The sequence below is a fragment of the Paracoccus amoyensis genome, from assembly GCF_014490725.1.
Classification (GTDB): Bacteria; Pseudomonadota; Alphaproteobacteria; order Rhodobacterales; family Rhodobacteraceae; genus Paracoccus; species Paracoccus amoyensis.
Genome location: NZ_JACOQL010000003.1, coordinates 298,381 through 324,082, shown reverse-complemented (window position 1 = coordinate 324,082; position 25,702 = coordinate 298,381). Strand labels below are relative to the sequence as shown.

The following is a 25,702-nucleotide window of genomic DNA, read 5'->3' as shown; positions in this document are numbered from 1 at the left end:
AGAGGCAGAAATGAAACGAATATTTTTGATCGGTGGTCTGATCATCGCCACAATGCCGTCCGTCACGCTGGCCTCAAGCGATGAGGCATGGGAAGAATTTCGCAAGGAAGTGGATGCAGCCTGCCGTGAACTGGTTGAGGTTCCTGACAATGCCCAGGTTCAGGTGAACGTGAATCCGTTTGGCTCAGAAAGCTATGGCGCGGCCTTGGTCGCGGTGAATTTCGGCGCTGAAGGGCAGGATGTGATGGTCTGCATCTATGACAAGCAAAGCAAAGATGCCGAACTGACCGGGCCGTTCACGCTGGGCGAGGGTGTCGGCGACCTGCCTGAATAAAGGCTGCCCCGATAAGGGGTGACTGCGCCCAAAATGGACGCAGCCAATTGTCTTATTCGGCCGCCGCAAAGCTGCCGCAGCCCAGACGTGGCCCTGCATGGCCTGTTGGTTGCCCGAAGTAGTCGTCGGGATGTTCGTGAATGATGATGGCCGAACCATCTTCGTCGCCCAGCATGTCGGTGGTCAGGCTGGTTGCAAAATATTCGACGGTCAGTTCACCGGACTCTGGCACATGAATATTGGGCATATCCCCGGGATGTGGGCCATTCGCTGACATGACGCCGTGTTCCTTGTCCCCCGCCAGGTGGTCGCCCGCCGATTCGAAATCGGGTGGGGTGCAGGTGCCGGATTCGTGGATGTGCAATCCGTGGATGCCCGGCGCAACGCCGGTCAGTTCGACCGTCAGCAGCACTGCCCCCGAAGGTGTTGCAGCAGCCGTCGCAGTTCCCAAGCTTTCGCCCTCGGCCGATTTTATCTCGGCGATCATCGGGACAGGGCCGTCCAGCTCTGGCGCCGGTGCCGGTTCGGGAAGTTCTGTTGCCGCTCCTTCCGCAGGCGCTGCATCCTGCGCAAGGGCAGGTGACGCAAGCAAGGCAACGCCAAGGGCAAGGATCGTTCGCGTCATCATGGCTTTTCTCCTATGGGTTGTGCCTGTTTGGCTAACGCCCATCCCCTTGCGATGTTCCACAGGCTCTTGAATACGGGGATCGTATTGGCGATAAACCGTCACCAGCCAGCCGAAAAGGTTACAGCCATGCGCGTCCGAATCTATCAACCCGCCCGCAATGCGATGCAGTCTGGTGTTGCGCGCACCAAAGGCTGGGTTCTGGAATATCCGCCCGCCGATACGCGGGAAATTGATCCGCTGATGGGCTGGACCAGCAGCGACGACACGCAAAGCCAGGTTCGTCTGCGCTTTGAAACGCGCAAACAGGCCGAGGATTACGCCCGCGACAAGGGGCTGGACTATGAAGTGCAGGAACCGCAGTCGCGTGCAGCCAATGTTCGTCCGCGGGGCTATGGTGAAAATTTCGCAACGGATCGTCGTGCGCCCTGGACACATTGACGCGCGTTTCGCGACCTAAACGACGGTGATGCCGCCCCGAGTGACATCAGAACGGCATTGTTCTTTTTCAGCCGCAAACTTCCCGAAGTGACTCTGCCGTCACGCCGACAATGGTGTCTGCTTCTGCTGTGGTCAGGCACAATGGCGGGGCAAGACCGACGATGTCGCCTTGTGGCATCGCCCGCGCGATCACACCACGACGCAGCATTGCCGCGACGACTTTGCCGCCAATCCCTTCTGACGGATCAAAGAAGCTGCGGCTGTCGCGGTCCTTGACCAGCTCCGCCGCGCATAACATGCCTTCACCGCGCACCTCGCCGACATTGGCATGATCGCCGATGGCGTTCTTCATCTGCTTTTGCAGATAAGCACCGACAGTGCCTGCGTTTTCAACCAGACCGAGGCTGTCGATCAGGTTCAGGTTGGCGATCCCTGCTGCCGCGCCTATCGGGTGGGCGGAATAGGTCCAGCCATGGCCCAGCACGCCATATTCATCCGTGCCCTGCATCAGCACATCCCACATCCGCTGCCCAACGATGCTGCCAGAAAGCGGCGCATAGGCCGAGGTCAGGCCCTTTGCAATCGTGATCAGATCGGGTTTCAGCCCGTAATGCGCTGACCCGAACATGCTGCCCAGACGACCAAAGCCCGTCACCACCTCATCCGCGACCAGCAGGATATCATGGCGGGTCAGCACCTGCTGGATCGCATCCCAGTAACCCTTTGGCGGCGGCACGATGCCACCCGTGCCCAGAACCGGTTCGCCGATAAAGGCGGCGATGGTATCCGCGCCTTCGCGCTGGATCAGTTTTTCCAACTCGGCGGCGCAATGGGCGCTGAAATCCTCTTCGCTTAGCTCCGCGTCTTTTCGGCGGAAGTAATAGGGTGCCTCGGTATGGATGACCTGCGCCAGTGGCAGGTCGAATTTCTTGTGGAACAGTTCCAACCCCGTCAGACTGCCAGTCATCAGGCCGCTGCCGTGATAGCCGCGCCAGCGCGAGATGATCTTTTTCTTCCGCGGCAGTCCGCGGATGTTGTTGTAATACCAGATCAGCTTGACGTTGGTTTCATTCGCATCCGACCCGCCCAGGCCGAAATAGACCCGCGCCATGTGATCGGGCGCGCGATCCATCACCATCTTCGCCAATGTGATCGACGCTTCCGACCCGTGACCGGCATAGGCGTGGTAATATGCCAGCTCATGCGCCTGTCGGGCAATCGCATCGGCGATCTCGGTCCGGCCATAACCGACATTGACGCAATACAGCCCCGCAAAACCATCCAGCAGACGGTTGCCATCGCGATCCGTGATATGGACGCCATCCCCGCCGGTGATGATCCGCTGCGAGCCTTCGCCACGCGCAAATTGGCCCAGATTGGTGGATGGGTGCATGAAATTTTCGCGATCCCATTTGGCCAGTTCGTCATTTGTCAGCATCATCAGCTCCTTTCCGACTGTGACCAGTCGCGACAGATATATTTGATATCGGTAAACGCCTCTAACCCGTGACGAGAGCCTTCGCGGGCAACGCCGGATTGCTTCATCCCGCCGAAGGGGATGGGTGGACCGGTCACCTTGGTGCGGTTGACGGCGACCATGCCGAATTCCAGCGCACGTGACAGACGGTAAATCCGACGGGGGTCTTGGCTGTGCAGATAGGCGACCAGCCCGTATTCAGTGCTGTTGGCGATTTGAACCGCCTGATCTTCGGTATCGAATGGCGCAATCGCGGCGACCGGGCCAAAGGTTTCTTCGCGAAAGATCAGGGCATCCGTCGGGACGTCCGCCAGCACTGTCGGTTGATAGAATAGCGACCCCTGCGAATCGCGGCGCCCGCCAATCAGCACTTTTGCACCGCGCTCGCGTGCTTCCGCGACATGCTGTTCCTGCTTGGCGACGGCCCCTTCATTCATCAGCGGCCCAAGGTCGCAATCGTCCTTGCCGGGACCAAGCGTCAGCTGGCCGACCCGTTCGGTAAACGCCTTGCAAAAGATGTCATAGATCGGACGTTCGATCAGAAAGCGGTTCGCGCCCAGACAATCCTGACCCGAGGTGGCGAATTTGGCCTTGATTGCCTCGTCCACCGCATTGTCCAGATCGGCGTCGGCAAAGACGATGAAGGGTGCGTGGCCACCCAGTTCCAGAACCAACCGCTTCACCGTATCGGCTGATTGAGCATACAGCAATTTGCCAATCCTGGTCGATCCGGTGAAGGACAGCGCCCGAACGCGATCATCGCGGCACCATTCGCCGACGATCTCGGGTGCATTGCCGGTAACGACATTGAAGACGCCGGGCGGAAAACCCGCGCGATCAGCCAACTCTGCCAGCGCCAGTGCAGATAGCGGCGTTTCCGCAGAAGGATGGACAACCACCGTGCAGCCCGCCGCCAGCGCCGCTGCCGCCTTGCGCGTAATCATCGCACAGGGAAAGTTCCACGGCGTGATCAGCGCGGCAACGCCCAAAGGTTCGCGCCACAGCTCCATCTCGGCTGTTTGCAGATGCGAGGTGACGCTTTCGATATTCGGGCGCTTTGCTTCTTCCGCATAAAATTCGACAAAGCTTGCGGCATAGTCGATTTCGCCTTGGGCTTCGGACAGGGGCTTGCCCTGTTCGGCGGTCATGATCCGCGCCAGATCGTCGGCATTCTCAAGGATCAACCGATGCCAGCGCCGCAAGGTCGTCGCGCGATCCTGGGGCAGGGCCCATGCCCAGTCGTGATAGGCCGCTTGCGCCGCATCGACCGCCTTGCGTGCTTCGTCCGCATTCAGCCGCGCGACATCGGCAATGATCTGACCTGTTGCCGGATCAGTAACGGAAAATCGGTCAGGCGATGTTTGCCATGCGCCGCCGATATAGGCGTCCTGTCGGATCAGGTTGGTGTCCGCAATGAAGCTTGTCAGGTCCGGCATCTTAACCCTCGATCATGACGCCGACGACTGCGACGCAATCGCCGGGCTTTACGATGCCGGGGAAATGTCTGGCCATGACCAGACCTGACCGATTGGCATGGACGGTCACAGGTTTGATCCCGCAGCGTGTGACGTTGAAAATTCTGGCGACGGGCTGGCCTTTTTCGACCGTATCGCCAAGATCGGCCAGAAATTCGATCAGCCCGCCATCTTCGGCAAAGGTGAAGCAAGTATCGTCGGGCATATCCAGCCATTGGGTCGGCTGCTGTTTGACCTCGCCCTTCAAGACGCCGGCGGCAATCAGCAGATTTTCCACGCCGCGCTTGGCGATGCCGGCGGTATGGGCCGTCGCGGTGCCACCGCCGCCAAGCTCTGTCGTGACAAAGATCTTGCCCATGTCTTCGGCGGCGGTGTCATACATGCCGATGGCATCAATCTCTAACATCTTGACCGACCATGGGGCGCCAAAGGCCCGGACAAGGTCAAAGCTCTGTTCCTCCTGCCGCTTGTCGGGCAGGATATGCGCCGCGCAGTAAGGCAGGAAATCCAAGGTTTTGCCGCCAGAGTGAAAATCCAGCACCACATCAGACATCGGCAACAGAACGCGCTGAAAATAATCCGCGATCTTTTGCGTGACGGTTCCGTCCGGGCGGCCCGGAAAGCTGCGGTTCAGGTTGCCACGATCAATGGGCGAGGTGCGGGTTTGCGCGCCGAAAGCCGGATAGTTCATGGCCGGCACGATGATGATGCGCCCCGTCACATCCTGCGCCTTGATCCGCGAGGCCAGATCGAACAGTGCAATCGGCCCTTCATATTCATCGCCGTGATTTGCCCCGGTCAACAGGGCGGTCGGCCCGTCGCCGTTATTCACGACGGTGATGGGCGTCATGATCGACCCCCATGCGGCATCGTCACGCGAATAGGGCAAGCGCAGAAAGCCGTGGTTCACCCCGGCCGCCGCGAAATCAACCGTGGCGCTGATCGGTGATGCGATCATCTGCATGTGCATCGGCATCATCGGATCAGTCCTTCACGAACAGCTTGCGCGGGACATTGGCCAGACATTCGACGCCGGTTTCCGTAATCAGAATGGATTCCGTAATCTCCAGCCCCATATCCTCCAGCCAGAGGCCGGTCATGAAATGGAACGTCATGCCGGGTTGCAGTTCAGTCTTGTCGCCGGATCGCAAGGACATGGTGCGTTCGCCCCAGTCAGGTGGATAGCTGACGCCGATGCCGTAGCCGGTGCGGTTATCCTTGACGATGCCATATTTTGCCAACACATCGAAAAAGCCCTTGGCAATGTCTTCGCAGCGATTGCCGGGCTTTGCTGCCGCCAGCCCGGCCTCCATCCCCTCCAGCGTGGCCTGTTCCGCATCAAGGAAAGCCTGGGTCGGTTTGCCCAGAAAGACCGTGCGTGACAACGGGCAATGATAGCGATGATAGCAGCCGGCGATCTCGAAGAAGGTGCCTTCGCCTGCCTTCATCGGCCTGTCGTCCCATGTCAGATGCGGGGCCGAGGCGTCACGACCGGATGGCAACAGCGGCACGATCGCCGGATAGTCGCCACCTATGTCGCCGACGCCACGCGTGCCGGCATCATAGATTTCTGCCACCAGATCGCATTTGCGCATCCCGACCTGAATCTTGTCGACGATACGTTCGTGCATGGCTTCGACGATCCGCGCGGCGTTGCGCATATAGGTGATTTCCTGCGGCGATTTCACGGCACGCTGCCAGTTTACCAGGGCGTTGCAATCGCTGAACTTCGCATCGGGCAGATGTTTCATCAGACTGGCAAAGGCTGCAGCGGTGAACCAGTAATTGTCCATCTCGACCCCGATGCGCTTTGCGCCCCAGCCTTTGTCGCGCAGGACAGCTGACAGGTAATCCATCGGGTGCATTTCGGTGTTCTGGACGTAATGATCGGGATAGCCGATAATGTTTTCCGGCTTCAGATACGCCGTCAGCTTTGCGCCGTTTGCATCCTGCCCGCGTCCGAACCAGATCGGTTCGCCTTCGGGCGGCACCACGACGCATTGATGGACGTAAAAGGACCAGCCATCATAGCCCGTCAGCCAATTCATGTTGGACGGATCGCTGACAATCAGCATGTCGACGCCCTTGGCGTCCATCGCGCGACGGGTTTTGGCCAGCCTATCGGCATATTCCTGACGACTGAACTTCAATGCGACATCTGTCATGGCTGAGGCTTTCAGAGGGTGAATTGTTGTCCTGCCCCGGCGTCACGAGCACGCGACAGGGCAAGGGCGGCGATGGCGGTGTCCTGAATTCCGGTGCCGGTCAGATCGGCAAGGGTGATCTGAGCGGCGTTGCTGCGCCCGTCTGCCAAGCCGGCAATGATCTGACCCAATTCGGGAAAGTCATGGCCGGAAAGGGGCGAATGATGCAATTCGCCCAGCTTTCGGGTTTGAGACAGGCGGTCGGCCACGTAATAGGCGGCCTCGATCAAGTCAGGTGCGATTTCATTCTTGTGTTCGGCATCCGATCCCATGGCGGTGATATGGGTGCCTTTGTCCACATCCCGCGCCCGCAAAAGCGGTTGATCGGCAGGGGTTGTCGTCACCACGATATCGGCACCGCCGGTCGCTTCGGCGATGCTTTGCGCGGCCTTGATCGGGATGCCCAGTTGCGGGGTCATTTCGTCGGCGAAGATTTCGGCTTTTGCGGGATCGCGCGCCCAGACCAGCGCTTTTGCAACCGGGCGGACCAAGGTCAGCGATTGCAGCTGCATCCGCGCCTGCATCCCCGCACCTATGATCGCCGCCGTTTGTGCGTCCGTCCGCGCCAGATGCTTGGCTGCGACGGCGCCCGCTGCGGCTGTGCGCACATCGGTCAGATAGCCATTGTCCAGCAACAGGGCCTCGACCAGACCCGTTGTCGATGACAGCACCACCATCATCCCGTTGGTCGAAGGCAGGCCCAGTTTCGGATTGTCAAAAAAGCCGGGACTGATCTTGATCGCGAAATGGTCGATCCCGGGAACGTAGGCGGTTTTGACATCAACCTCGCCCCGGTGTTCGGGGATGTCCAACCGCAGGATCGGCGGCATGGCAACGAGTTTGGTCGCCAGCGCGGCGAATGCGTTTTCAATGCAATCGACGGCGACCATGTCCAAGGGCACCAACTGGCGCAGAGCGGTTTCGGTCAGGATTGTGACAGAGTGTCTCATGCGGTCTCCGCTGCGTTTGCGCCTGCCATGATGCGGGCGTGCAGGGCAGGGTCGATATTGCCACCCGACAGGACGGTCACGGTTGGCCCGGTCGGGTGAAATTTCCCTGCAAGAACCGCCGCATGCCCGACCGCCGCCGCGCCCTCTATCCGGTGGCCCTGTCGGTCCAGATGACGGATGGCGCGGGCGATTTCGGCTTCGGTCACAAGAATAACCTGATCCAGCAACGCCGCGCAGATCGGGAAGGTCACTTTGTTCTGCAAGCCGATGCCACCGCCAAGCGAATCCGCAAGGCTGACCGATTCAGTAACATCAACCGGATGGCCCGCACGAAGGCTGGCCGCCATTGCAGCGCCATTTTCCATCGTCACGCCGATGATGCGTGCATCTGGTCGCAGGGCTTTGATGACGATTGCCAGACCTGCCGCCAAACCACCGCCCGACAGCGGGATCAAAATGGCGTTCATTTCCGGGCATTGCTTGACAATTTCCAATCCAAGCGTCCCTTGCCCGGCAACGATGGCACGATCGTCGAATGGTGGAATATCGATCATGCCGTCTGTCGCGACTGCGCGGGCAACCTCCGCCATCGCGTCATCCTGACTTGCGCCGATGATGCGGACTTCGGCGCCAAGTTCACGGATCGCATCGACCTTGTTTTCGGGCACCAACCGTGACAGGCACACCACCGCAGGCACGCCAAGCGACTTCGCCGCATGGGCCATCGCCCGTCCGTGGTTCCCGGTCGAGGCGGTGATGACGCCGTGGCCCCGCCGCTGGGCCGGCAAGGACAGGATTGCATTGGTGGCGCCTCGTAATTTGAACGCGCCCGTTTTCTGCCGGTATTCGCATTTCACGATCATGTCAGGCACTTCGGTATCGGCCTGCATGTCTGTCTTGTGGATATGCGGCGCGATCCGTGCGGCTGCGGCCTGAATATCGGCAAGGGTAACGGGCAATGTCATCATGCGGCTGCCTGCATCGGTAGCTGCATCAGGCGTCCCGGTGCCGCGGCCGTGTTGATGCCACAGGTGCGTAGCGCCGCCCAAGCCGTCGCGTAGTTTGATGAGACGGCGGGAACGCCGATTGCGGCCTCGATCTGGTCAATGACGCCGGCTGCACGAAGGGCAGTGCAGGAAATGAAGATCGCGTCACTGTCCGGCGCAATGGCGGCGCCTGCTGCCTGGATGATGCTTGCTGGCGATAGCCGCGCCATATCACGGTCATCCGTCAGGCCAAGGCAGGTCACGTTTTGCAGGGTAAAGCCCGCAGCCTCAAAGCAATCCGCCATCGGCGCGGTCGTTTCCGCGGTGTAGGGCGTCAGCAGGGTGATCCGCCGGGCACCTATTGCCCGCAGCCCGGCAAAACCGGCAGAGATCGGCGTGATTGGAATGGCGCCCGGTTTGCCCTTTGTCATGGCGTCGCGCACCAGATCGTCACCGATCACGACCGAGGCTGATGTGCAGCTGTAGACGATTGCCTCCAAATCCTCGTTCGGCAGGATGAGCTGCGCGGCGCCGGTGATATCGCCCGCCATCGCGGCCAGCGTTTCGGGCGTGACAGGATTGGCGAACGGGATCCGGGTTGAATAGATGCCGATACCCTGCGGCGACAGAATACGGTGAAAATCGGGCTCGGTTGTGTGATCGGTTGCCAGTACGATCAGGCCAATCCGGTGGCGCTGCGGACGATCATCCAACCGCACATTGTCGGTATATTCGACGATCTGCGTCATCTGCCCTGCCTTCCATAGCGGCGCTCTAACCAGCGCAGGCCAAAGACCGAAATGATGCTGACGATCAGGAAAAACACGCCCACCAAGGTCATCGGTTCGATATAGCGATAGTTCGAATTGGCAATCGAGCGTGCCTGGCTCATCATTTCCATGACGGTGATCGCCGACAGAAGTGGTGTTTCCTTGAACATCGCCAGCAGGTAATTGGCCATGGCGGGGATCATGGGCGGAATTGCCTGTGGCAGGATGATATTCACCCATGTCTGGCGGATGGTCAGGTTGGTGGCCTTGGCGGCTTCCCATTGACCACGCGGAACCGCCTCGATCCCGCCACGATACACTTCCGAGAAGTAGGTGGCATAGTGCAGGCCCATGCCCACCACACCTGCCGTCAGCGGGGACAGGCGCAGGCCGATATCGGGCAGGATGTAGAAGATGAAATACAGCTGCACCAGCAATGGCGTGCCGCGGATGAATTCCACGAAAAAGCCTGTGGTGCGGGACAGCAAACGGTTTGGCGACCGGCGCATCAACGCAAAGACCAGCCCCAGACTTGCTGCCACGATTGCACCCAGGATGGTGGCCAGAACGGTGATCTTCAGCCCCTGTAACAGCAACGGCAGGATGCTGTAGGTAAACTCCCAATCCCACTCCATCAGCGTACCCCCTCGGCGCCGCGCGACGCGCGCCGTTCAAGATATCGCATCCCGAATGAGATCAGCGATGACAGGATGAAATACAGGATCAGAATGGTCACGAAGGGCACAATCGTATTGCCGGTCTGCGATCTGACGACCTGAGCCTGAAACGTCATGTCGGCCAGTGAGATCAGCGATACGACCGATGTCGCCTTCAACAGTTCTATCGCGTTGTTGCCAAAAGTCGGCAGCATCAGCGGCAGGGCCTGCGGCAGGATCACATGGCGCATCCGCTGATAGCGGGTCAGGTTGGTGGCGATGCAGGCCTCGTATTGGTCACGCGGAACGGCCAGGATCGCGCCGCGCACGACTTCGGCTCCGTAAGCGCCCACATTCAGACCAAGCGCCATGACGCCCGCCTGCATCGGCGTCATGCTAACCCCGATCAATGGCAGCACATAATAGATCCAGAACAGCTGCACGAAGATCGAGGTGCCGCGAAAAAACTCGATATATCCGGTAGACAGCCAGCGCAGTGTCGCGTGGCGCGATACCCGGCCCAAGCCGGCGATAAAGGCGACGACCAGCGCGACCGCGCAGCCCATCACAGTCAGCTTGATCGTTACCCATGTCCCCGCAAGGATGAGTGTCAAATATCCCGCCCAGTCGCCCATGCGCTGCTGCCTATTCCTTCGTGAGATGATGGTCAGTTAGCGCAGGCGAAACTTGTTCGCCTGCCGTCAGCTTACTGCGCCGCGCACAGCTTTTCGCGCGTGGTGGATTTGGCTGCCTCGGCGCTGAATCCGTAAGGTTCGATGATTGCGGCGAATTCACCGGATTCTTTCATCTTCGCCAGTTCCACGTCAAATGCGTCGCGCAGGGCTGTTTCATCCTTGTTAAAGGCCGCGCCATCGCAATAAACGGGGGCGTCTTTGACGGGGGCAAAAACCTCTAGTCCGCCATCCCCTGATTTCGACAGCAGATCATTCAGGGACAGAACCGGCAATGAATAGACGTCGATCCTGCCATCCTGCAGCATCTTCAGCCCTGACTGCGCGTCCGGAACGACGATCACCCTGTCACGCGGAACGCCCGCTTCCAGTGCCAGCTTTTCTTCGGTGCCGCCACCGGGGGCGCCAATGCGAGCCGTTTCATCAGCGGCGATGTCGGCGTAGTTTTCAAAACCCTTGGGGTTGCCGCTCGGCAGAAGAAAGGCTTCTGCGTCACATAGGATCGGCTCGGAATAGGCGACGGCGTTGCAGCGTTCGGGCTTCATGAACAGCCCCGCAGTCACCGCATCCACACGACCTGCCTGCAGGCTGGGGATCATCGCACCGTATTCAAGGATCGAGGCTTCGACATCCTCGACGCCCAGTCGTTTGAACACCTCACGCGCCACATCGGGCGCGGCACCCGATACCTTGCCATCCGATCCGACGGCGGTGAAGGGCGGTTCATTGCCGATGGCGATGCGGGCATAGCCCTGTTCCTTCAGGTCGTCCAGCTTTTCGGCCATCGCTGGCAAGGGGACGGCAAGCAGGGCCGCAATCAGATAGGGTTTCATGGTCTTCTCCGCTGTTGAGTGGTTTTCATTCACATCCCGTGGCGAGAGGCGATGATTTTGCGCAGGAAAGTCCGTGTCCGTTCTTCCTGCGGGGCTTGGAATATCTGTTCGGGTGGGCCGGCTTCGACGATGCGCCCCTGATCGAAAAACAACACGCGGTCGGCAAACTCACGGGCGAAACCCATCTCATGCGTGACCAGCAGCATTGTCATGTCGGTCTCGACCGCCAGGCGCTGCATCACCTGCAGAACCTCCTCGACCAGTTCGGGATCAAGGGCCGAGGTGACCTCGTCGAACAGCATGATTTCAGGGCTGAGGGCCAAAGCGCGTGCAATCGCGACGCGCTGTTTCTGGCCGCCCGAAAGTTGCACCGGCATGTAGTCGGCTTTGTCAGCAAGTCCGACCATATCCAGCAATTCGCGCGCCCGCTTTTCGGCATCGATGCGTTTTTCACCCTTGGTCAATGTGGGCGCCAGGGTGATGTTTTGTAGAACGGTTTTATGCGGGAACAGGTTGAAGTGCTGAAACACCATGCCAATGTGGCGGCGCATCTTATGCAGATGTGCTTCATCGGCAGGCACGTCCTGCCCGTTCCTGTGCATATGGAACAATGGTTCGCCGCAGACCTCAATCCGGCCGCCGGAAATGTTCTCGAGCGTCATCAGGATACGCAAGATTGTGGTCTTGCCCGAGCCGGATGGCCCGATAAGCGCCAGCTTTTCGCCCTTCATCACATCAAAGGACAGGCCGTTCAGGACGGTCAGCTTGCCAAAGCTTTTGCTAAGATCATTGATGCGGATGATGGGGGCGTCCAAATGCAATCCTTTCCTGATTTATGGGAAGAATTGCATTGCAATTAAATCAGATCAATTTAAAAATTATATCATATCAATTTTGGCAACGGTCAGATCATCGGCAGCAATGGCTCTGCCTCTTCTTTCAGCAGGTTGGTAATCATCTGCAAGCCCCTGCGAAGCTCGGCCAGATGTGTTGGTCCAAGCGCAATTCGCACGGCATCCTGGCGATAGCGATCGTTGATCCTGAATGCGCGGCCGGACGCTATGGCAACGCCGCGCTGCATTGCCTGCGCAACAAACTGATCTTCATTGCGACCCTCGGGCAGTTCCAGCCACAGGTGCAGGCTTTGCGGATGACCCCGGAAGTTCGCGCCTGCCAGCATCTGACGGGCCAGCATGTGCCGTTCCGCAAGTGCGGTTCGCTGCCATTCAATCAGTTTGTCGATGGTGCTGTCCTCGATCCAGTGACTTAGCAATTCGACCATCACGGGGGTGGCCATCCAGTTCGTGACCAGATGGCGATTTGCGGCCGATGCAGTCAGCCGTTCTGGCGCTGAAAGATAGGCCAGCCGCAATCCCGGCAGCGTCGTTTTGGTAAAACCGCTGATGTGCAACACCCGTTCCGGGGCCAGCGCGGCCAAGGGGGCGGGGCGATCCTGAATCAGCACGTTCAGGATATCGCTTTCGATGATGGTGATGTCATGGCGGCGCGCGACATCGATGATTTCGAGACGTCGCCGCTCGCTCATCATGGTGGTGCGGGGGCTGATGGCCGAGGGTTGCATGAACACGGCGTGCGCCTGCCCACGCTGGGCCGCGTGATCCAATGCATCTGGCAGAATTCCGTCATGATCAGTGGCCAACGGTTCCAGATGAATGCCAAGATATTTGCACAGTGGGATCAGCAGATGGTGCGTCAGCGCCGCTGCGGCCAGCGCCCCACCACTGGGAATCGCTGTCATCACCGCCGTTGTGATCGCGCTGGTCGCGCCGTCGGTGATCACGATGCTTTCCGGTGCGGCGGCAATGCCACCGCGACGCAGCCATTCGGCGGCGATTGCCCGATGCCGTGGCAGAACAGAACTGGGCCGAAAAGACAGTGCTGCGGGCGCACCCAGATGTTCCGCGACCCAGGACAGCCCATCGCGCATGATCTGGATATGCGATTGATCGCTGATCGGTTTCAGGATCGACAGGTCAATCAACTCGCTGGATCGCTCGGTCAGGTATGGGGTTGCATTGTTGCCCGGCGGTGGCAGCACGAATGAGCCGCGCCCCACCTCTCCGACAACCAGACCGCGCCGGATCAACTCATCATACGCGCGCGAGACGGTCTGCACCGACAGGCCCAGATCATAGGCCAGCTTGCGCTGTGGTTGCAGTTGGGTTCCGGCGTGAAGCTGCCCATCTGCAATCGCCCGCGCGAATTGATCCGCAAGCGAGATATAGGCCGGTCGGTGCAATGCGTCAGGGTCAGGCTGCCATATTGTCATGATTTTATCGTATTGAAATCGGTGCAATTCACAAGGACAGATAGGGCTATCAATCCAATATCATCGGCAGGTGCAATCATGCGCAACCGAAATCAGTCCGATTTCTGACCCGGGCCGATCAAATCACCCGCACGGCTTTGCAGGCGTGATATCAGAAACTCGATCATCGTTTTCTCTCGCCGCATCTGCCGAACGTCGCGATGGCATGTCAGCCAATAGGTTCGTGTCAGCGTGACCTGTTCGGGCAGGGCGACCCGAAGTTCGGGATAGCCGCCCGCGATGTAGTAGGGCAGCACGCCCACGCCCAATCCGCCCCGCACCGCGGAAAGTTGGTTGAACACACTTGAGCTTTTGATTGAGGCGCGGATCGCGGGGTGAATCTCGCCCAGATAATCCAGACCGGGCGCAAAGATCATTTCCTCGATATAGCCGATGATACGGTGATTGCGCAGATCGTCGCGGGTGGTGATTCTTGGCGTGCGCGCCAGATAATCATGCGTGGCATAAAGGTGCAGCGTGTAATCAGCCATCCGTTCGGACCGATACGGCCCACTGGTGACCGGGTCCAGTGTCACAGAGATATCCGCCTCTCGTCGTGAGGGTGACAGGACTTGTGGCATCGTGATCAGTTCGGGTGAGGTCAGTGGAAACCGCGCCAGCAGTTCCGGCAGAAGAAAGGTGGAAAACAGCTTGGCGAAACCTTCTGGAACGGCCAGGCGAAAAGGCTTGATCTGTCCGGTTATCGGGTTGCTGCCGACCGGAATATCCTCGGCCGCTTCTTCCATCCGTTCGGCGGTTTCGATCAGCCGCTGTCCCGCCAAGGTCAGTTCGTAGCCGCGCGGATTTCGTTCGAACAGGCGGGTATTCAGGGCCTGTTCCAATCGGTCAATGCGGCGCGATACGGTGACATGCGACGTTCCCAGTTGACGCGCGGCGCGGGACAATTGGCGTTCACGCACCACTGCCAGAAAGAATTGAAGGTCGTCCCAGCTGAGATTTGCCATGTGTTCATTTATGTACAGATGATGTTAAAAATTAAACTTATCTGAACACTTGTGTCAAAACGAATTTGCGGCCATCCTCTGCGCAACGGACGAGGAGGAGTCGTCCGTCCATGTGCAACAGGTCAGCGGTCCCGCGTGAAGCCTCTGGACGCTTTGGCAGAAGGATCGCACCTTTGGGAGGAAAGTATGCGTAAATTTCTGATGTCGACCGCTGCGGTCGGCCTGACAGCCATGCCTGCATTGGCCGAAGTTTCCGATAATGTGGTCAAGATCGGTATTCTGAACGACCAGTCAGGCGTTTACGCCGATTTCGGCGGCAAGTCGTCCTTTGAAGCGGCCAAGATGGCGGTTGAGGATTTCGGTGGCAAGGTGCTGGACGCCCCGATCGAGGTGATTACCGCTGACCACCAGAACAAGCCCGACATCGCATCGAACATCGCCCGTCAGTGGTATGATACCGAACAGGTCGATTCGATCATGGAACTGACCTCATCCTCGGTCGGTCTCGCTGTTCAGGCGCTGTCGCTGGAAGAAAAGAAGATCACCGTCAACACCGGGGCCGCGACGACCGAACTGACGGGTGCGCAATGTTCACCCTATGGTTTCCACTGGGCCTATGACACCCATGCTTTGGCTGTGGGCACGGGCGGCGCGCTGGTGAAGGAAGGCGGCGACAGCTGGTATTTCCTGACGGCAGATTATGCCTTTGGTTATTCGCTGGAAGAAAACACTTCGAATTTCGTGAAGTCCCAGGGCGGCACGGTGGTCGGCTCGGTCCGTCATCCGCTGGCGACGACCGACTTCTCGTCCTTCCTGCTGCAGGCACAAGCGTCGGGGGCAAAGGTGATCGGTCTGGCGAACGCGGGCCTTGATACGCAGAACGCAATCAAACAGGCGTCCGAATTCGGCATCACCCAGGGCGGTCAAAAGCTGGCTGCATTGCTGTTCACCATTTCCGAGGTCAACGGTCTGGGCGCGGAAGCCGCGCAGGGCCTGAACCTGACGGAAAGCTTCTATTGGAACCGCACACCTGAAACGGCTGAATTCGGCAAGCGTTTCTTTGAACGCACCGGCGTCATGCCGAACATGGTCCATGCCGGGACTTATTCGGCGGTTACAGCCTATCTGAAAGCCATCGAGGCTGCCGGGACGGATGAAACCGAAGCTGTTGCGGCCAAGATGCACGAACTGCCGGTGCAGGATGTGTTCGCCGAAAACGGCAAGGTTGCTGCGAACGGCCGGATGATTTCGGACGTTTATCTGATGGAGGTCAAGGCCCCCGATCAGATCACGGAAGACTGGGATTATTATAACGTTCTGGCGACCATTCCGGGCGACGAAGCCTATATCAACCCCGCTGAAAGCGGCTGTCCGCTGGTCAAATGAACGATGACGCAAGCTGCTGTTACAACGCAGTCAGCGCCACGGGTGGTTCTTTCCGCCCGTGGCCTTGGCAAGGATTTCTCGGGTTTTACCGCCGTCAATGACGTCAATCTGGATGTCGAACACGCACGTATTCATGCGCTGATCGGCCCGAATGGTGCTGGAAAAACCACTGTTTTCAATCTTCTGACAAAGTTTCTTCAACCGACGCGCGGGCAAATCACGCTGCTGGACACGGATATCACCAATACCAAACCTGACCGGGTGGCCCGGATGGGACTGGTTCGTTCGTTTCAGATTTCGGCGGTGTTTCCGCATCTGAGCGTTCGGGAAAATGTCAAAGTCGCGCTGCAACGCCCTGCCGGACTGGCAACGCAGTTCTGGCTGCCGCTGTCGTCGCTGGACCGGCTGGATGCGCGCGCGGACGAGCTGATCAACAATCTGGGCCTGTCGCAATATCGCGACCATCGAGCCGCCGATCTGTCTTATGGCCGCAAGCGCGTTCTGGAAATCGCGACCACCTTGGCGCTGGATCCAAAGGTGCTGCTGCTGGACGAACCCATGGCTGGCATGGGTCAGGAAGATGTGCAGATGGTCGCCGATATCATCCGCAACGTCGCCACCGAACGGGCCGTCCTGATGGTTGAACATAACCTCAGCGTTGTGGCCGATATCTGCGACCACGTGACCGTGTTGCAACGCGGCGAAATTCTGGCCGAGGGTGATTATGCCCAGGTGTCTGCCGATCCGCGTGTGCGCACGGCCTATATGGGGACGGACGAATGAACGGGCGGTTGCTGGACGTATCCGATCTGCACGCATGGTATGGGGAAAGCCATGTGCTGCACGGCGTGAACCTGCATGTCAACGAAGGTGAGATGATCTGCATCCTTGGCCGCAACGGCATGGGCAAGACGACCACCTTGCGCACGATCATGGGGATTTTGCGCAAACGTCAGGGCAAGATCGCGTTTGCCGGGCAGGACATGATGTCCGTGCCCTTGCACAAGACCGCCCGTGCCGGACTGGGCTTTGTGCCCGAAGAACGCGGTATTTTCGCGACCCTGTCGGTCGAGGAAAACCTGATGCTGCCGCCGCAGGTCGCCGATGGCGGCATGTCGGTCGACGAAATCTACGCGCTTTTCCCGAACCTGAAAGAACGTCGCAACAGCCCCGGCACCAAGCTGTCGGGCGGCGAACAGCAGATGCTGGCTATGGCCCGCATCTTGCGCACCGGCGCACGTTGCCTGTTGCTGGATGAGCCGACCGAGGGGCTTGCCCCGGTGATCATTCAGGCCATCGGCGATGTGCTGAAAAAACTGAAACAACGCGGCATGACCGTTGTGCTGGTGGAACAGAATTTCCGTTTTGCCGCCAAGGTCGCCGACCGCTTTTACCTGATGGATCACGGTCAGATGATCGCAGAATTCCCGGTCGCCGACCTGCCGCGGCAGATGGACATGCTGCATAGCGAATTGGGGGTCTGAGGCATGACGATGATCTTTGGGGTTCCCCTTCAGGCGTTGATGGGCCAGCTGCTGGTCGGGCTGATCAACGGATCGTTCTATGCGCTGCTGAGCCTTGGCCTGGCGGTCATCTTCGGCCTGCTGCGGGTCATCAACTTTGCCCATGGCGCGCAATATATGCTGGGCGCGTTCATCGCCTTGCTGCTGCTGACCGTGGGCGGGATCAACTACTGGTTCGCGCTGATCCTGTCACCGCTGATCGTGGGCCTGCTGGCGGCGGTGGTCGAACGCACGATGCTGTCGCGGCTGTATAAGCTGGACCATCTTTACGGGCTGCTGTTCACCTTTGGACTGGCCTTGGCGATCGAAGGCACCTTTCGTTACTTCTTCGGCGCGTCGGGCAAACCCTATGCGCCGCCAGCACAACTGACGGGCGCGGTCAATCTGGGCTTCATGTTCCTGCCGATCTACCGTGGCTGGGTCGTGATCGCCTCTTTGATCGTGTGCATCGGCACCTGGCTGATGATCGAAAAGACCAAGCTGGGCGCATATTTGCGGGCGGCCACAGAAAACCCCACGCTGGTACAAAGTTTCGGCGTGAATGTGCCCTTGCTGTTGACGCTCACCTATGCGCTTGGCGCCGCGCTTGCAGCATTCGCCGGGGTCCTGGCGGCTCCGGTCTATCAGGTCAGCCCGCTGATGGGTTCGAACCTGATCATCGTCGTCTTTGCCGTGGTCGTCGTCGGCGGCATGGGCTCGATCCTGGGGGCCATCGTTACCGGCTATATGCTGGGTGTGGTCGAAGGCCTGACCAAGGTGTTCTACCCCGAAGCCTCGAATATCGTGATCTTCGTCATCATGGCGATCGTTCTGGTCCTGCGCCCTGCGGGCCTGTTTGGAAAGGATGCCTGAGATGTCGGCAAAATCCGAACCCATTCCGTCCGAGGAAATCTCCGCGCACCCGCAGGCTGCGACGATCCGCAAGGTGCTGGTGGTCGTTGCATTGATCGCGCTGCTGATCGCGCCGCAGTTCCTGTATCCGATTTTCCTGATGAAGCTGCTGTGCTTTGCGCTGTTTGCATCGGCCTTCAACCTGCTGTTGGGCTACACTGGTCTGCTCAGCTTTGGTCATGCTGCATTCTTTGGTGGCGCGGCCTATTTCACCGCCCATGCCGTCAAGGTCTGGGGCTGGCCGCCCGAGATGGGGATTCTGCTGGGCGTTGTTGGCGCGGCGGCCTTGGGGCTGGTCATTGGTGCCATCGCAATCCGCCGTCAGGGCATCTATTTCGCGATGATCACACTGGCCTTGGCCCAGATGTTCTACTTCTTCTGCCTGCAAGCAAAGTTCACACATGGTGAGGACGGGATCCAGTCCGTCCCGAGGGGAGAGCTGTTCGGTCTTATCAACCTGCAGCCAACCATGAACATGTATTACTTCGTTGCGGCGGTGTTTGTGATCGGACTGCTGATCATCTGGCGTTTCGTGAACTCTCCCTTCGGGATGATCCTGAAATCCATTCGGGAAAATGAACAGCGGGCCATTTCGCTGGGCTATTCCGTCGCGCGCTACAAGTTGGGGGCATTTGTCATGTCGGCAGCCTTGGCGGGCCTTGCCGGGGGGATGAAGGCGCTGGTGTTCCAGTTCGCGACCCTGACCGACGTGTCATGGCAAATGTCGGGCGAGGTGATCCTGATGACGCTTCTGGGCGGCATCGGCACGCTGGCTGGCCCGATCTTTGGAGCGGGGTTGGTGGTGACGCTGCAGAACTATCTGGCGACCTCGGATTTCCCGGTCACGATCATCACGGGCATAGTGTTCATGGTCTGCGTGCTGCTGTTCCGCCGCGGCCTGATCGGCGAGTTCTTCGCCTCGAAACTGGGCCGCAAGCTGGGTTTCCGGTCCGAGTCATGACCTTTGTGCCCTCGGCACCGCCGGGGGTAAATGGAGAAGCGTCATATGGAAAGCTATGACTATATCATCATCGGCGCGGGCAGCGCCGGTTGTGTGCTGGCCAACCGGCTCAGCGCCGATCCCGCGAACAAAGTGCTGCTGCTGGAGGCGGGGGGCAATGACAACTACCACTGGATTCACATCCCCGTCGGCTATTTGTATTGCATCGGCAATCCCCGCACGGATTGGGGCTTCAAGACCGAGGCAGAGCCGGGTCTGAACGGGCGCTCGCTGATTTATCCGCGTGGGCGGGTGCTGGGCGGATGTTCCTCGATCAATGGCATGATCTACATGCGCGGGCAGGCGGCGGATTATGATCAATGGCGTCAGATGGGCTGCACCGGCTGGTCCTGGGATGATGTCCTGCCGCTGTTCCGAAAGCAGGAGGATCATTATCGCGGTGCGGATCAGTCGCATGGTTCGGGCGGTGAGCTGCGTGTGGAAACCGCCCGGGTTCGCTGGGCGGTGCTGGAAGCCTTTTTGCAGGCGGCAGAGCAGGCAGGGATTCCGCGCACCGATGATTTCAATCGCGGCGACAATGAGGGCGGCGGTTACTTCGACGTCACGCAACGCAATGGCTGGCGGTGGAGCGCGGTAAGGGCATTCCTGCGACCCGTGCGCGGGCGGCCGAATTTGCGGGTTTTGACCGGGGCATCGGTTGAAAAGCTGATGATCGAAAATGGCGAGGTGCGCGGCGTCATCCTGCACCATCAGGGGCAGCGGAAAGAGATCAAAGCTGACCGCGAGACCATCCTGTCTGCCGGGGCAATCGGATCTGTTCAGATACTGGAGCATTCAGGCGTGGGACGCGGCGATGTGCTGCAAGCCGCTGGCATCGCGCCGCAAGTCGAGGTCGCTGCTTTGGGCGAAAACCTTCAGGACCACCTGCAATTGCGGACAGTCTACAAGGTTCATGGCGTGCCGACGCTGAACGAAAAGGCATCGAAACTGTGGGGTAAGGCGATGATCGGGGCAGAATATCTGTTCAGGCGTGCGGGACCGATGTCGATGGCGCCCAGTCAGATGGGGATATTCACCAGATCCGGGCCAGACAAGGCGACCGCCGATCTGGAATTTCACGTCCAGCCCGTCAGTCTGGACAAGTTCGGTGACCCGGTTCACCCGTTCCCTGCGATGACGGCCAGCGTCTGTAACCTGCGTCCGGACAGTCGCGGATCGGTGCATGTGACCAACCCGGATTTTCGTGCGCATCCGGCGATCAGGCCGAACTATCTGTCCACGGAAAGCGACCGCGATGTCGCCGTTCGGGCACTGCGCCTGACGCGCAAGATCGCGGCACAACCCGCATTCGCTCGCTACAATCCCGAAGAGCATGTGCCGGGGATTGCGTTTCAAACCGACGACGATCTGGTCAAGGCGGCAGGCGCGGTGGGCACGACGATCTTCCACCCGGTGGGGACATGCCGCATGGGGACAGACGCGGATTCCGTGGTCGATCCACGGTTGCGGATGCGGGCCTTGGGGCGGCTGCGCATCGCGGATGCGTCGGTGATGCCCCGAATTACCAGCGGCAACACCAACGCGCCGACGATGATGATTGGTGAGAAGGCGGCACAGATGATTTTGGAGGACGCGCGGGCCTGACAAGGTGGCAGGGCACGGGTTACCCGTTGGGTGGCAGGACTCTGTTGCGCAACTCGGCTGAAAGCCGAACCTTCCCTTTCCCCGGACAGAGTTATACGACGGCCTGTGTGACGGGTATGCCGATGGCGGTGTAGCCGTTCTGGACGGCGATGCGGATCTGGGTCTCGGCAATCTGGCGGTCAAAGTCGTGCGCCTTCAACCGCTGGCCCAGAAGCTTCAAAAAATGCATCCTGGTTTCAACCCGGCCACGATATTTCGATGCTCTTAGAGCCTCGTTGCGCGCCGCGCTCGGCGATGGCGTCATGGCATTTGCGTGTGTCATAAGCACCATCAGCGGTGTCCGAACCGGTCTCTTGGTCCGCCGGGATCTGGGGAAGCAGGTGGGGCACGACCGATGCATCGCCGCGGGGGTTCCCGGTGATCTCGACGGGCCGATCCTCCCGGTCTTGCAGATCGAGGATGTCAGTCTGCGCATGCCGGCCAACTACCACTCCGGATTCACAACGTGGATCCCGTCACGGAATTTCTGCGACAGAGCCTATTTTTTATATGAGAAGCAGACATTCGGTAAGGAATACGCTCATGGCTTCCCCCCTGAACGAAATCTAACTTACACCCCCACAAAATCACGCACGAACTCTGTCGCTGGCTTCTCGCGGATGTCATGTGGTCTGCCGATCTGTTCGATGCGGCCCATGGACATGACAACGACCAGATCGGCCAGTTCCATCGCCTCTTCCTGATCGTGGGTGACGAAGATTGTGGTCAAGCCGGTTTCGTCATGGATGTCGCGCAGACCCTGACGCAATTCCTTGCGGACCTTGGCATCCAGCGCACCGAAGGGTTCGTCCAGCAGCAGCATGCGCGGCTCGATCGCAAGCGCGCGGGCCAGGGCGACACGCTGGCGTTGGCCGCCAGACAATTGGCTGGGATAGCGGCCGCCGATATGGGGCAGTTGGATCAGGTCCAGCAGCTTGGTCACGCGGCGCGCGATTTCGGCTTTGGGCGGGCGTTGGGCGCGTGGGCGGGCGTTCAGGCCGTAGGCGATATTGTCAAACACGGTCATGTGGCGAAACAGGGCATAGCTTTGAAACACGAAGCCCGCGCGGCGTTCCTGCACGGTCATGCCGGTGGCATCCTGCCCGTTGAACAGCACCCGACCCGAGGTCGGAAACTCAAGCCCGCCAAGGATGCGCAACAGCGTGGTCTTGCCCGAGCCAGAGGGCCCAAGCAGCGCGACCAGCGCACCCGAGGGGATAGAGAGTGAAACCGGCAGCAATGCGGTTGACGTGCCGAAATCCTTGGCGATGTCGTCGATATCAATATGCATCAGGGCACCTTTAGTGTCGGCGCGTGGCGGAAAGTTGGTCAGACAGACGCAGTTCCATCACGGTTTTCAGGGTCAGGGTGATCAGGGCCAGCGCGGTCAGCAGCGCAGCCATCGAGAAGGCAGCGACCGAGAGGTATTCGTTATACATCATCTCGATCGTGATCGGCATGGTCGCGGTCTGTCCCCGGATCTTGCCCGAGACGACCGAAACGGCACCAAATTCGCCCATGGCGCGGGCCGTGCAAAGCAGCGTGCCGTAAAGCAGCGCCCAGCGAATGTTCGGCAGCGTCACGGTGCGGAACGTCCGCCAGCCGGAAGCGCCAAGGGTCAAAGCGGCCTCTTCCTCGGTCCGGCCTTGCTCGATCATCACCGGGATCAACTCCCGCGCGACGAACGGAAACGTGACAAAGACGGTGGCCAGCACGATGCCCGGAACCGCAAAGACTATGGGATATCCGTGCGCGACCAGCCAGCCGCCCAACATGGAATTCGCGCCGAACAGCAGCACAAGGCACAGACCCGCAACAACCGGACTGACCGAGAAGGGCAGATCGATCAGCGTGATCAGGAAGGCCTTGCCGCGGAAGTCGAATTTGGTGATGAACCATGCGGCGGCGATGCCAAAGACCGCGTTCATCGGAACGGCCATGGCGGTAATCAGCAGCGTCAGCCGGATGGCCGACCATGCTTCACGATTGCCAAGGCTTGCGACCGAAGTCGCCCAGCCATCGGCCATCGCCTCGGCAAAGACGACCAGCAGCGGCGCAAAAACCAGAAGTGCCAACCCCCCAACTGTCAACAAGATCAGTGTCACGCGGGTCAGCGGGGATTCCTCGGTCGCGCGGCGGAACTTGGTTGGCCGTGCAGGGAGCGGACGCGGTTGTGCGACGGTGAAATCAGACATGACCAATCCTTCTGCGGCTGAAGATCTGGATCAGGTTGATCGACAGAAGCATGGCAAAGGAAATTACCAACATGGCGATGCCAATGGCGCCTGCGGCATCATAGTTGAACTCTTCCAGCTGAATCACGATCAACAGGGGGGCGATTTCGGTCTTCAGGGGAATGTTCCCGGCGATGAAGATGACCGATCCGTATTCGCCGACCGCACGGGCAAGTGCCAGCGCAAAGCCGGTCAGCGCGGCGGGTGTCAGCATCGGCAGGATCACATGACGCATCGTGTAAAATCGCGATGCGCCAAGGGTTGCGGATACCTCCTCTACCTCGGTTTCGATTTCCTCGACCACGGGTTGCACGGTGCGCGTCACAAAGGGCAGGCCCACAAAGACAAGTGCAAGGAAGATGCCCCATTGGGTATAGGCAATCTTCCAGCCGATTTGCGCGGCAAGGCTGCCAAGGACGCCGTTGGGCGCATAAAGCGCGGTCAGCGCGATGCCCGCCACCGCCGTGGGCAGCGCGAAGGGCAGATCAACCGCCGCGTCGATCAGGCGCTTGCCGGGAAAGCGATAGCGGACCAACACCCAGGCCAGCAGGACGCCGAAGATCAAATTGAACAGCGCAGCGAAGAAGGCCAGTTTGAAGGACAGGAACAAAGCCGCCCAGACCCGTTCGCGGTTGACCGTGTCCCAGATGTTGCCAAGGCCGAATTGGGCACCCTGCAACAGCAGGGCCCCAATCGGCAGCAACACGACGATCGACAGCATCGCCATGGTGATCCCGGCCGAAAGGCCGAGACCGGGCATTGCTGTTCGTCGAACCAGAGGTTTGATGAGCATGTAGGTTACTTCGCTGTGTATATCTGGTCGAAGATGCCGCCGTCGCCGAAATGTTCGGGCTGCACTTTCTTCCAGCCGCCCAGTTCGTCGATGGTTACCAGATCAAGTTTCGGGAAGCGGGCCACATCCTCGGGCGCTGCGGCGCTTTCATCCCATGCCCGATAGAAATGCTTGAATGCCAGCGCCTGACCTTCGGGGGTGTAAAGATAATCCAGATAGGCCGTCGCCAATTCGCGCTGCGCATCATCGGCGATATTGGCGTCAACAATGGCAACCGGAGGCTCGGCCAGGATCGACACGGAAGGAACGACGATGTCGAACTGATCGTCGCCGATCTCCTCCAGCGCCAGATAGGCTTCGTTTTCCCATGCCAACAGCACGTCGCCAATGCCGCGTTGGGCAAAGGTGGTGGTGGCACCGCGCGCGCCGGTATCCAGCACTGGCACGTGGGTGAACAACTGGCCCAGAAACTCTTTCGGGTCTTTGCCGTTCTTTTCGGCCCATGCCCAGGCAGCCAGATAGTTCCAGCGTGCCCCGCCCGAGGTTTTCGGATTCGGGGTAATCACCTCGACGCCCTCTTGGGTCAGGTCGCCCCAGTCGTTGATGCCCTTGGGGTTTCCTTCGCGCACCAGAAACACGATGGTCGAGGTGTAGGGACTGGAGTTATGCGGCAGCTTGGACTGCCAGTCTTCGGGCAGCTTGCCGGCCTCGGCGATCTTGTCGATATCTGAGGCCAGCGCCAGCGTCACGACCTGCGCACCAAGCCCGTCTATCACGGCCCGGGCTTGAGCGCCCGAGCCGCCATGGCTGGTTTCAATTGACGCGGCGTCGTGCCCGTCGGCGACCCACTTTTCGGTGAAAGCCGTGTTGATGTCGCGATACAGCTCGCGGGTCGGATCATAGCTGACGTTCAGCAGCGATTGCGCGCGGGCGACGCCGGGCGCGCCAGTCGCGGCCATCAGCGCAATTGCCACGACGGGCAGGCTGCAATGCAGCATCGCTGCGAACGTGCCCCGACCGGCGATTGCGCTGTTTGTGATGGCGATTTTGGTCAGCATGAAGCCCTCCTGGAAGAAGTCGTTAGTGGCGTGTCAATGACGCCAGCCGCGATGCGGCAAGTCGGTGCGGGCGTTCCACAGTTCGGACTGGCCACCCTCCAGCAGGCGGGCTGCCAGCAGATCGGGGTCGCTGCCCTCGGACAGCAATGGTTTGCCCTCGATATGTGCAACCAGACCGCTGCGGTGGTTGAAACGGCTGACGCTATCCACAGGATTGTAGCGTGCCCGCGATGAGATCGAGGTGGTGGGCAGGTTTGATCGATTGGTCATCTCTGTCACTCCCTTTGCTCTGGCGATCAAGTGATCCGCCAATACCTAAATAACGACAGGAATAGTGGATATTTGCAACAGAATAAAATCGCTAAAATTTGTCGTCTTTTGGGATTATTGTTCTACGCCGAAATACGTGACGTAATGCGTCGCGCTTGCAGTATAA

27 protein-coding genes and 1 pseudogene are annotated in these 25,702 nt (G+C 59.5%); 8 read left to right on the top strand and 20 right to left on the bottom strand.

Annotated elements, in window-relative coordinates; all coding sequences use genetic code 11:
* The first annotated feature begins 10 nt into the window (after window positions 1-10).
* Window positions 11-334, top strand: coding sequence for a hypothetical protein (locus tag H4P12_RS10635; RefSeq protein ID WP_187793658.1), 324 nt, complete (start codon window positions 11-13; stop codon window positions 332-334).
* Window positions 335-386: 52 nt separating this feature from the next.
* Here the strand turns inward: H4P12_RS10635 and H4P12_RS10630 are convergent, their stop codons facing one another.
* A complete protein-coding gene (locus tag H4P12_RS10630) occupies window positions 387-962 on the bottom strand; it encodes a superoxide dismutase family protein (RefSeq protein ID WP_187793657.1) in 576 nt (191 codons plus the stop codon).
* Window positions 963-1,088: 126 nt separating this feature from the next.
* On the opposite strand from H4P12_RS10630, the gene H4P12_RS10625 reads away from it, so the two are divergent.
* On the top strand, window positions 1,089-1,400 hold the full coding sequence (locus H4P12_RS10625; RefSeq protein ID WP_187793656.1) for an ETC complex I subunit: 312 nt from the start codon (window positions 1,089-1,091) through the stop codon (window positions 1,398-1,400).
* 67 nt (window positions 1,401-1,467) lie between these two features.
* On the opposite strand, the gene H4P12_RS10620 is transcribed toward H4P12_RS10625, so the two are convergent.
* The 13 genes from H4P12_RS10620 to H4P12_RS10560 all read right to left on the bottom strand — a co-directional run bounded on the left by H4P12_RS10620 (window position 1,468) and on the right by H4P12_RS10560 (window position 14,737).
* Window positions 1,468-2,838: an aspartate aminotransferase family protein gene (locus tag H4P12_RS10620; RefSeq protein ID WP_187793655.1), complete on the bottom strand. Its 1,371-nt coding sequence runs from the start codon at window positions 2,836-2,838 to the stop codon at window positions 1,468-1,470.
* A 2-nt stretch (window positions 2,839-2,840) separates the two neighbouring features.
* Complete coding sequence (locus H4P12_RS10615) at window positions 2,841-4,313, bottom strand: NAD-dependent succinate-semialdehyde dehydrogenase (RefSeq protein WP_187793654.1); 1,473 nt, start codon at window positions 4,311-4,313, stop codon at window positions 2,841-2,843.
* 1 nt (window position 4,314) lies between these two features.
* Window positions 4,315-5,310, bottom strand: a complete 996-nt coding sequence (gene doeB, locus H4P12_RS10610) for a N(2)-acetyl-L-2,4-diaminobutanoate deacetylase DoeB (protein WP_425498219.1) — start codon at window positions 5,308-5,310, stop codon at window positions 4,315-4,317.
* A gap of 25 nt (window positions 5,311-5,335) precedes the next feature.
* Window positions 5,336-6,517, bottom strand: coding sequence for an ectoine hydrolase DoeA (gene doeA, locus H4P12_RS10605; protein ID WP_187793652.1), 1,182 nt, complete (start codon window positions 6,515-6,517; stop codon window positions 5,336-5,338).
* 11 nt (window positions 6,518-6,528) lie between these two features.
* On the bottom strand, window positions 6,529-7,506 hold the full coding sequence (locus H4P12_RS10600) for a cyclodeaminase (RefSeq protein ID WP_187793651.1): 978 nt from the start codon (window positions 7,504-7,506) through the stop codon (window positions 6,529-6,531).
* The gene (gene eutB, locus H4P12_RS10595) at window positions 7,503-8,471 is read right to left on the bottom strand and encodes a hydroxyectoine utilization dehydratase EutB (protein WP_187793650.1); all 969 of its coding nucleotides are present in this window, start codon (window positions 8,469-8,471) and stop codon (window positions 7,503-7,505) included. Before eutB ends, H4P12_RS10600 begins: the two co-directional genes overlap by 4 nt.
* Window positions 8,471-9,241: an ectoine utilization protein EutA gene (gene eutA, locus H4P12_RS10590; protein ID WP_187793649.1), complete on the bottom strand. Its 771-nt coding sequence runs from the start codon at window positions 9,239-9,241 to the stop codon at window positions 8,471-8,473. The genes eutB and eutA overlap by 1 nt, the downstream gene beginning before the upstream one ends.
* Window positions 9,238-9,897, bottom strand: a complete 660-nt coding sequence (ehuD, locus tag H4P12_RS10585; RefSeq protein WP_187793648.1) for an ectoine/hydroxyectoine ABC transporter permease subunit EhuD — start codon at window positions 9,895-9,897, stop codon at window positions 9,238-9,240. Before ehuD ends, eutA begins: the two co-directional genes overlap by 4 nt.
* Window positions 9,897-10,553, bottom strand: coding sequence for an ectoine/hydroxyectoine ABC transporter permease subunit EhuC (gene ehuC / locus H4P12_RS10580; protein ID WP_187793647.1), 657 nt, complete (start codon window positions 10,551-10,553; stop codon window positions 9,897-9,899). Before ehuC ends, ehuD begins: the two co-directional genes overlap by 1 nt.
* 71 nt (window positions 10,554-10,624) lie before the next feature.
* Entirely contained in the window at window positions 10,625-11,443 is an 819-nt protein-coding gene (ehuB, locus tag H4P12_RS10575) for an ectoine/hydroxyectoine ABC transporter substrate-binding protein EhuB (RefSeq protein WP_187793646.1), read from the bottom strand.
* 29 nt (window positions 11,444-11,472) lie between these two features.
* The gene (gene ehuA / locus H4P12_RS10570) at window positions 11,473-12,258 is read right to left on the bottom strand and encodes an ectoine/hydroxyectoine ABC transporter ATP-binding protein EhuA (RefSeq protein ID WP_223115784.1); all 786 of its coding nucleotides are present in this window, start codon (window positions 12,256-12,258) and stop codon (window positions 11,473-11,475) included.
* 89 nt (window positions 12,259-12,347) lie between these two features.
* Window positions 12,348-13,733 (bottom strand): MocR-like ectoine utilization transcription factor EhuR, encoded by a 1,386-nt coding sequence (ehuR, locus tag H4P12_RS10565; protein ID WP_187793645.1) that lies wholly within the window; start codon window positions 13,731-13,733, stop codon window positions 12,348-12,350.
* Window positions 13,734-13,825: 92 nt separating this feature from the next.
* Window positions 13,826-14,737 carry a LysR family transcriptional regulator gene (locus H4P12_RS10560; protein ID WP_187793644.1) on the bottom strand — a complete coding sequence of 304 codons (912 nt, stop codon included), beginning with the start codon at window positions 14,735-14,737 and terminating at the stop codon, window positions 13,826-13,828.
* A gap of 186 nt (window positions 14,738-14,923) precedes the next feature.
* On the opposite strand from H4P12_RS10560, the gene H4P12_RS10555 reads away from it, so the two are divergent.
* Genes H4P12_RS10555 through H4P12_RS10530 form a run of 6 tightly spaced genes read left to right on the top strand, consistent with a single transcriptional unit; the run spans window position 14,924 to window position 21,142 of the window.
* Window positions 14,924-16,123 carry an ABC transporter substrate-binding protein gene (locus H4P12_RS10555; protein ID WP_187793643.1) on the top strand — a complete coding sequence of 400 codons (1,200 nt, stop codon included), beginning with the start codon at window positions 14,924-14,926 and terminating at the stop codon, window positions 16,121-16,123.
* Between the two features lie 3 nt (window positions 16,124-16,126).
* Window positions 16,127-16,906, top strand: coding sequence for an ABC transporter ATP-binding protein (locus tag H4P12_RS10550; RefSeq protein WP_187793642.1), 780 nt, complete (start codon window positions 16,127-16,129; stop codon window positions 16,904-16,906).
* Window positions 16,903-17,607: an ABC transporter ATP-binding protein gene (locus H4P12_RS10545; RefSeq protein ID WP_187793641.1), complete on the top strand. Its 705-nt coding sequence runs from the start codon at window positions 16,903-16,905 to the stop codon at window positions 17,605-17,607. Before H4P12_RS10550 ends, H4P12_RS10545 begins: the two co-directional genes overlap by 4 nt.
* 3 nt (window positions 17,608-17,610) lie before the next feature.
* On the top strand, window positions 17,611-18,498 hold the full coding sequence (locus H4P12_RS10540) for a branched-chain amino acid ABC transporter permease (protein ID WP_187793640.1): 888 nt from the start codon (window positions 17,611-17,613) through the stop codon (window positions 18,496-18,498).
* Between the two features lies 1 nt (window position 18,499).
* Complete coding sequence (locus H4P12_RS10535) at window positions 18,500-19,498, top strand: branched-chain amino acid ABC transporter permease (protein ID WP_187793639.1); 999 nt, start codon at window positions 18,500-18,502, stop codon at window positions 19,496-19,498.
* A gap of 45 nt (window positions 19,499-19,543) precedes the next feature.
* Window positions 19,544-21,142 carry a GMC family oxidoreductase gene (locus H4P12_RS10530; RefSeq protein WP_187793985.1) on the top strand — a complete coding sequence of 533 codons (1,599 nt, stop codon included), beginning with the start codon at window positions 19,544-19,546 and terminating at the stop codon, window positions 21,140-21,142.
* Between the two features lie 91 nt (window positions 21,143-21,233).
* Here H4P12_RS10530 and H4P12_RS10525 read toward each other — a convergent pair.
* From H4P12_RS10525 to H4P12_RS10500, 6 genes and pseudogenes are all read right to left on the bottom strand, one after another.
* Window positions 21,234-21,600 (bottom strand): annotated as a pseudogene (locus H4P12_RS10525) (transposase); the annotation flags it as partial.
* A 152-nt stretch (window positions 21,601-21,752) separates the two neighbouring features.
* On the bottom strand, window positions 21,753-22,472 hold the full coding sequence (locus H4P12_RS10520; protein ID WP_187793638.1) for a sulfate/molybdate ABC transporter ATP-binding protein: 720 nt from the start codon (window positions 22,470-22,472) through the stop codon (window positions 21,753-21,755).
* Between the two features lie 10 nt (window positions 22,473-22,482).
* The gene (gene cysW, locus H4P12_RS10515) at window positions 22,483-23,376 is read right to left on the bottom strand and encodes a sulfate ABC transporter permease subunit CysW (RefSeq protein WP_187793637.1); all 894 of its coding nucleotides are present in this window, start codon (window positions 23,374-23,376) and stop codon (window positions 22,483-22,485) included.
* The gene (gene cysT / locus H4P12_RS10510) at window positions 23,369-24,175 is read right to left on the bottom strand and encodes a sulfate ABC transporter permease subunit CysT (RefSeq protein ID WP_425498216.1); all 807 of its coding nucleotides are present in this window, start codon (window positions 24,173-24,175) and stop codon (window positions 23,369-23,371) included. Before cysT ends, cysW begins: the two co-directional genes overlap by 8 nt.
* A 38-nt stretch (window positions 24,176-24,213) precedes the next feature.
* Window positions 24,214-25,206, bottom strand: a complete 993-nt coding sequence (locus tag H4P12_RS10505) for a sulfate ABC transporter substrate-binding protein (RefSeq protein WP_187793984.1) — start codon at window positions 25,204-25,206, stop codon at window positions 24,214-24,216.
* Between the two features lie 93 nt (window positions 25,207-25,299).
* Window positions 25,300-25,536: a hypothetical protein gene (locus H4P12_RS10500; RefSeq protein ID WP_187793635.1), complete on the bottom strand. Its 237-nt coding sequence runs from the start codon at window positions 25,534-25,536 to the stop codon at window positions 25,300-25,302.
* Window positions 25,537-25,702 lie beyond the last annotated feature (166 nt).

Coding starts and splice junctions, on each gene's coding strand:
- cysW (WP_187793637.1), bottom strand. CDS start 23,376: ATGTCTGATTTCACCGTCGCACAACCGCGTCCGCTCCCTGCACGGCCA.
- eutA (WP_187793649.1), bottom strand. CDS start 9,241: ATGACGCAGATCGTCGAATATACCGACAATGTGCGGTTGGATGATCGT.
- ehuC (WP_187793647.1), bottom strand. CDS start 10,553: ATGGGCGACTGGGCGGGATATTTGACACTCATCCTTGCGGGGACATGG.
- H4P12_RS10500 (WP_187793635.1), bottom strand. CDS start 25,536: ATGACCAATCGATCAAACCTGCCCACCACCTCGATCTCATCGCGGGCA.
- H4P12_RS10635 (WP_187793658.1), top strand. CDS start 11: ATGAAACGAATATTTTTGATCGGTGGTCTGATCATCGCCACAATGCCG.
- H4P12_RS10560 (WP_187793644.1), bottom strand. CDS start 14,737: ATGGCAAATCTCAGCTGGGACGACCTTCAATTCTTTCTGGCAGTGGTG.
- H4P12_RS10550 (WP_187793642.1), top strand. CDS start 16,127: ATGACGCAAGCTGCTGTTACAACGCAGTCAGCGCCACGGGTGGTTCTT.
- ehuR (WP_187793645.1), bottom strand. CDS start 13,733: ATGACAATATGGCAGCCTGACCCTGACGCATTGCACCGACCGGCCTAT.
- H4P12_RS10555 (WP_187793643.1), top strand. CDS start 14,924: ATGCGTAAATTTCTGATGTCGACCGCTGCGGTCGGCCTGACAGCCATG.
- H4P12_RS10535 (WP_187793639.1), top strand. CDS start 18,500: ATGTCGGCAAAATCCGAACCCATTCCGTCCGAGGAAATCTCCGCGCAC.
- doeB (WP_425498219.1), bottom strand. CDS start 5,310: ATGATCGCATCACCGATCAGCGCCACGGTTGATTTCGCGGCGGCCGGG.
- H4P12_RS10625 (WP_187793656.1), top strand. CDS start 1,089: ATGCGCGTCCGAATCTATCAACCCGCCCGCAATGCGATGCAGTCTGGT.
- H4P12_RS10600 (WP_187793651.1), bottom strand. CDS start 7,506: ATGAGACACTCTGTCACAATCCTGACCGAAACCGCTCTGCGCCAGTTG.
- H4P12_RS10540 (WP_187793640.1), top strand. CDS start 17,611: ATGACGATGATCTTTGGGGTTCCCCTTCAGGCGTTGATGGGCCAGCTG.
- H4P12_RS10520 (WP_187793638.1), bottom strand. CDS start 22,472: ATGCATATTGATATCGACGACATCGCCAAGGATTTCGGCACGTCAACC.
- eutB (WP_187793650.1), bottom strand. CDS start 8,471: ATGACATTGCCCGTTACCCTTGCCGATATTCAGGCCGCAGCCGCACGG.
- H4P12_RS10530 (WP_187793985.1), top strand. CDS start 19,544: ATGGAAAGCTATGACTATATCATCATCGGCGCGGGCAGCGCCGGTTGT.
- H4P12_RS10630 (WP_187793657.1), bottom strand. CDS start 962: ATGATGACGCGAACGATCCTTGCCCTTGGCGTTGCCTTGCTTGCGTCA.
- ehuD (WP_187793648.1), bottom strand. CDS start 9,897: ATGGAGTGGGATTGGGAGTTTACCTACAGCATCCTGCCGTTGCTGTTA.
- H4P12_RS10505 (WP_187793984.1), bottom strand. CDS start 25,206: ATGCTGCATTGCAGCCTGCCCGTCGTGGCAATTGCGCTGATGGCCGCG.
- ehuB (WP_187793646.1), bottom strand. CDS start 11,443: ATGAAACCCTATCTGATTGCGGCCCTGCTTGCCGTCCCCTTGCCAGCG.
- cysT (WP_425498216.1), bottom strand. CDS start 24,175: ATGCCCGGTCTCGGCCTTTCGGCCGGGATCACCATGGCGATGCTGTCG.
- H4P12_RS10615 (WP_187793654.1), bottom strand. CDS start 4,313: ATGCCGGACCTGACAAGCTTCATTGCGGACACCAACCTGATCCGACAG.
- H4P12_RS10620 (WP_187793655.1), bottom strand. CDS start 2,838: ATGCTGACAAATGACGAACTGGCCAAATGGGATCGCGAAAATTTCATG.
- H4P12_RS10545 (WP_187793641.1), top strand. CDS start 16,903: ATGAACGGGCGGTTGCTGGACGTATCCGATCTGCACGCATGGTATGGG.
- doeA (WP_187793652.1), bottom strand. CDS start 6,517: ATGACAGATGTCGCATTGAAGTTCAGTCGTCAGGAATATGCCGATAGG.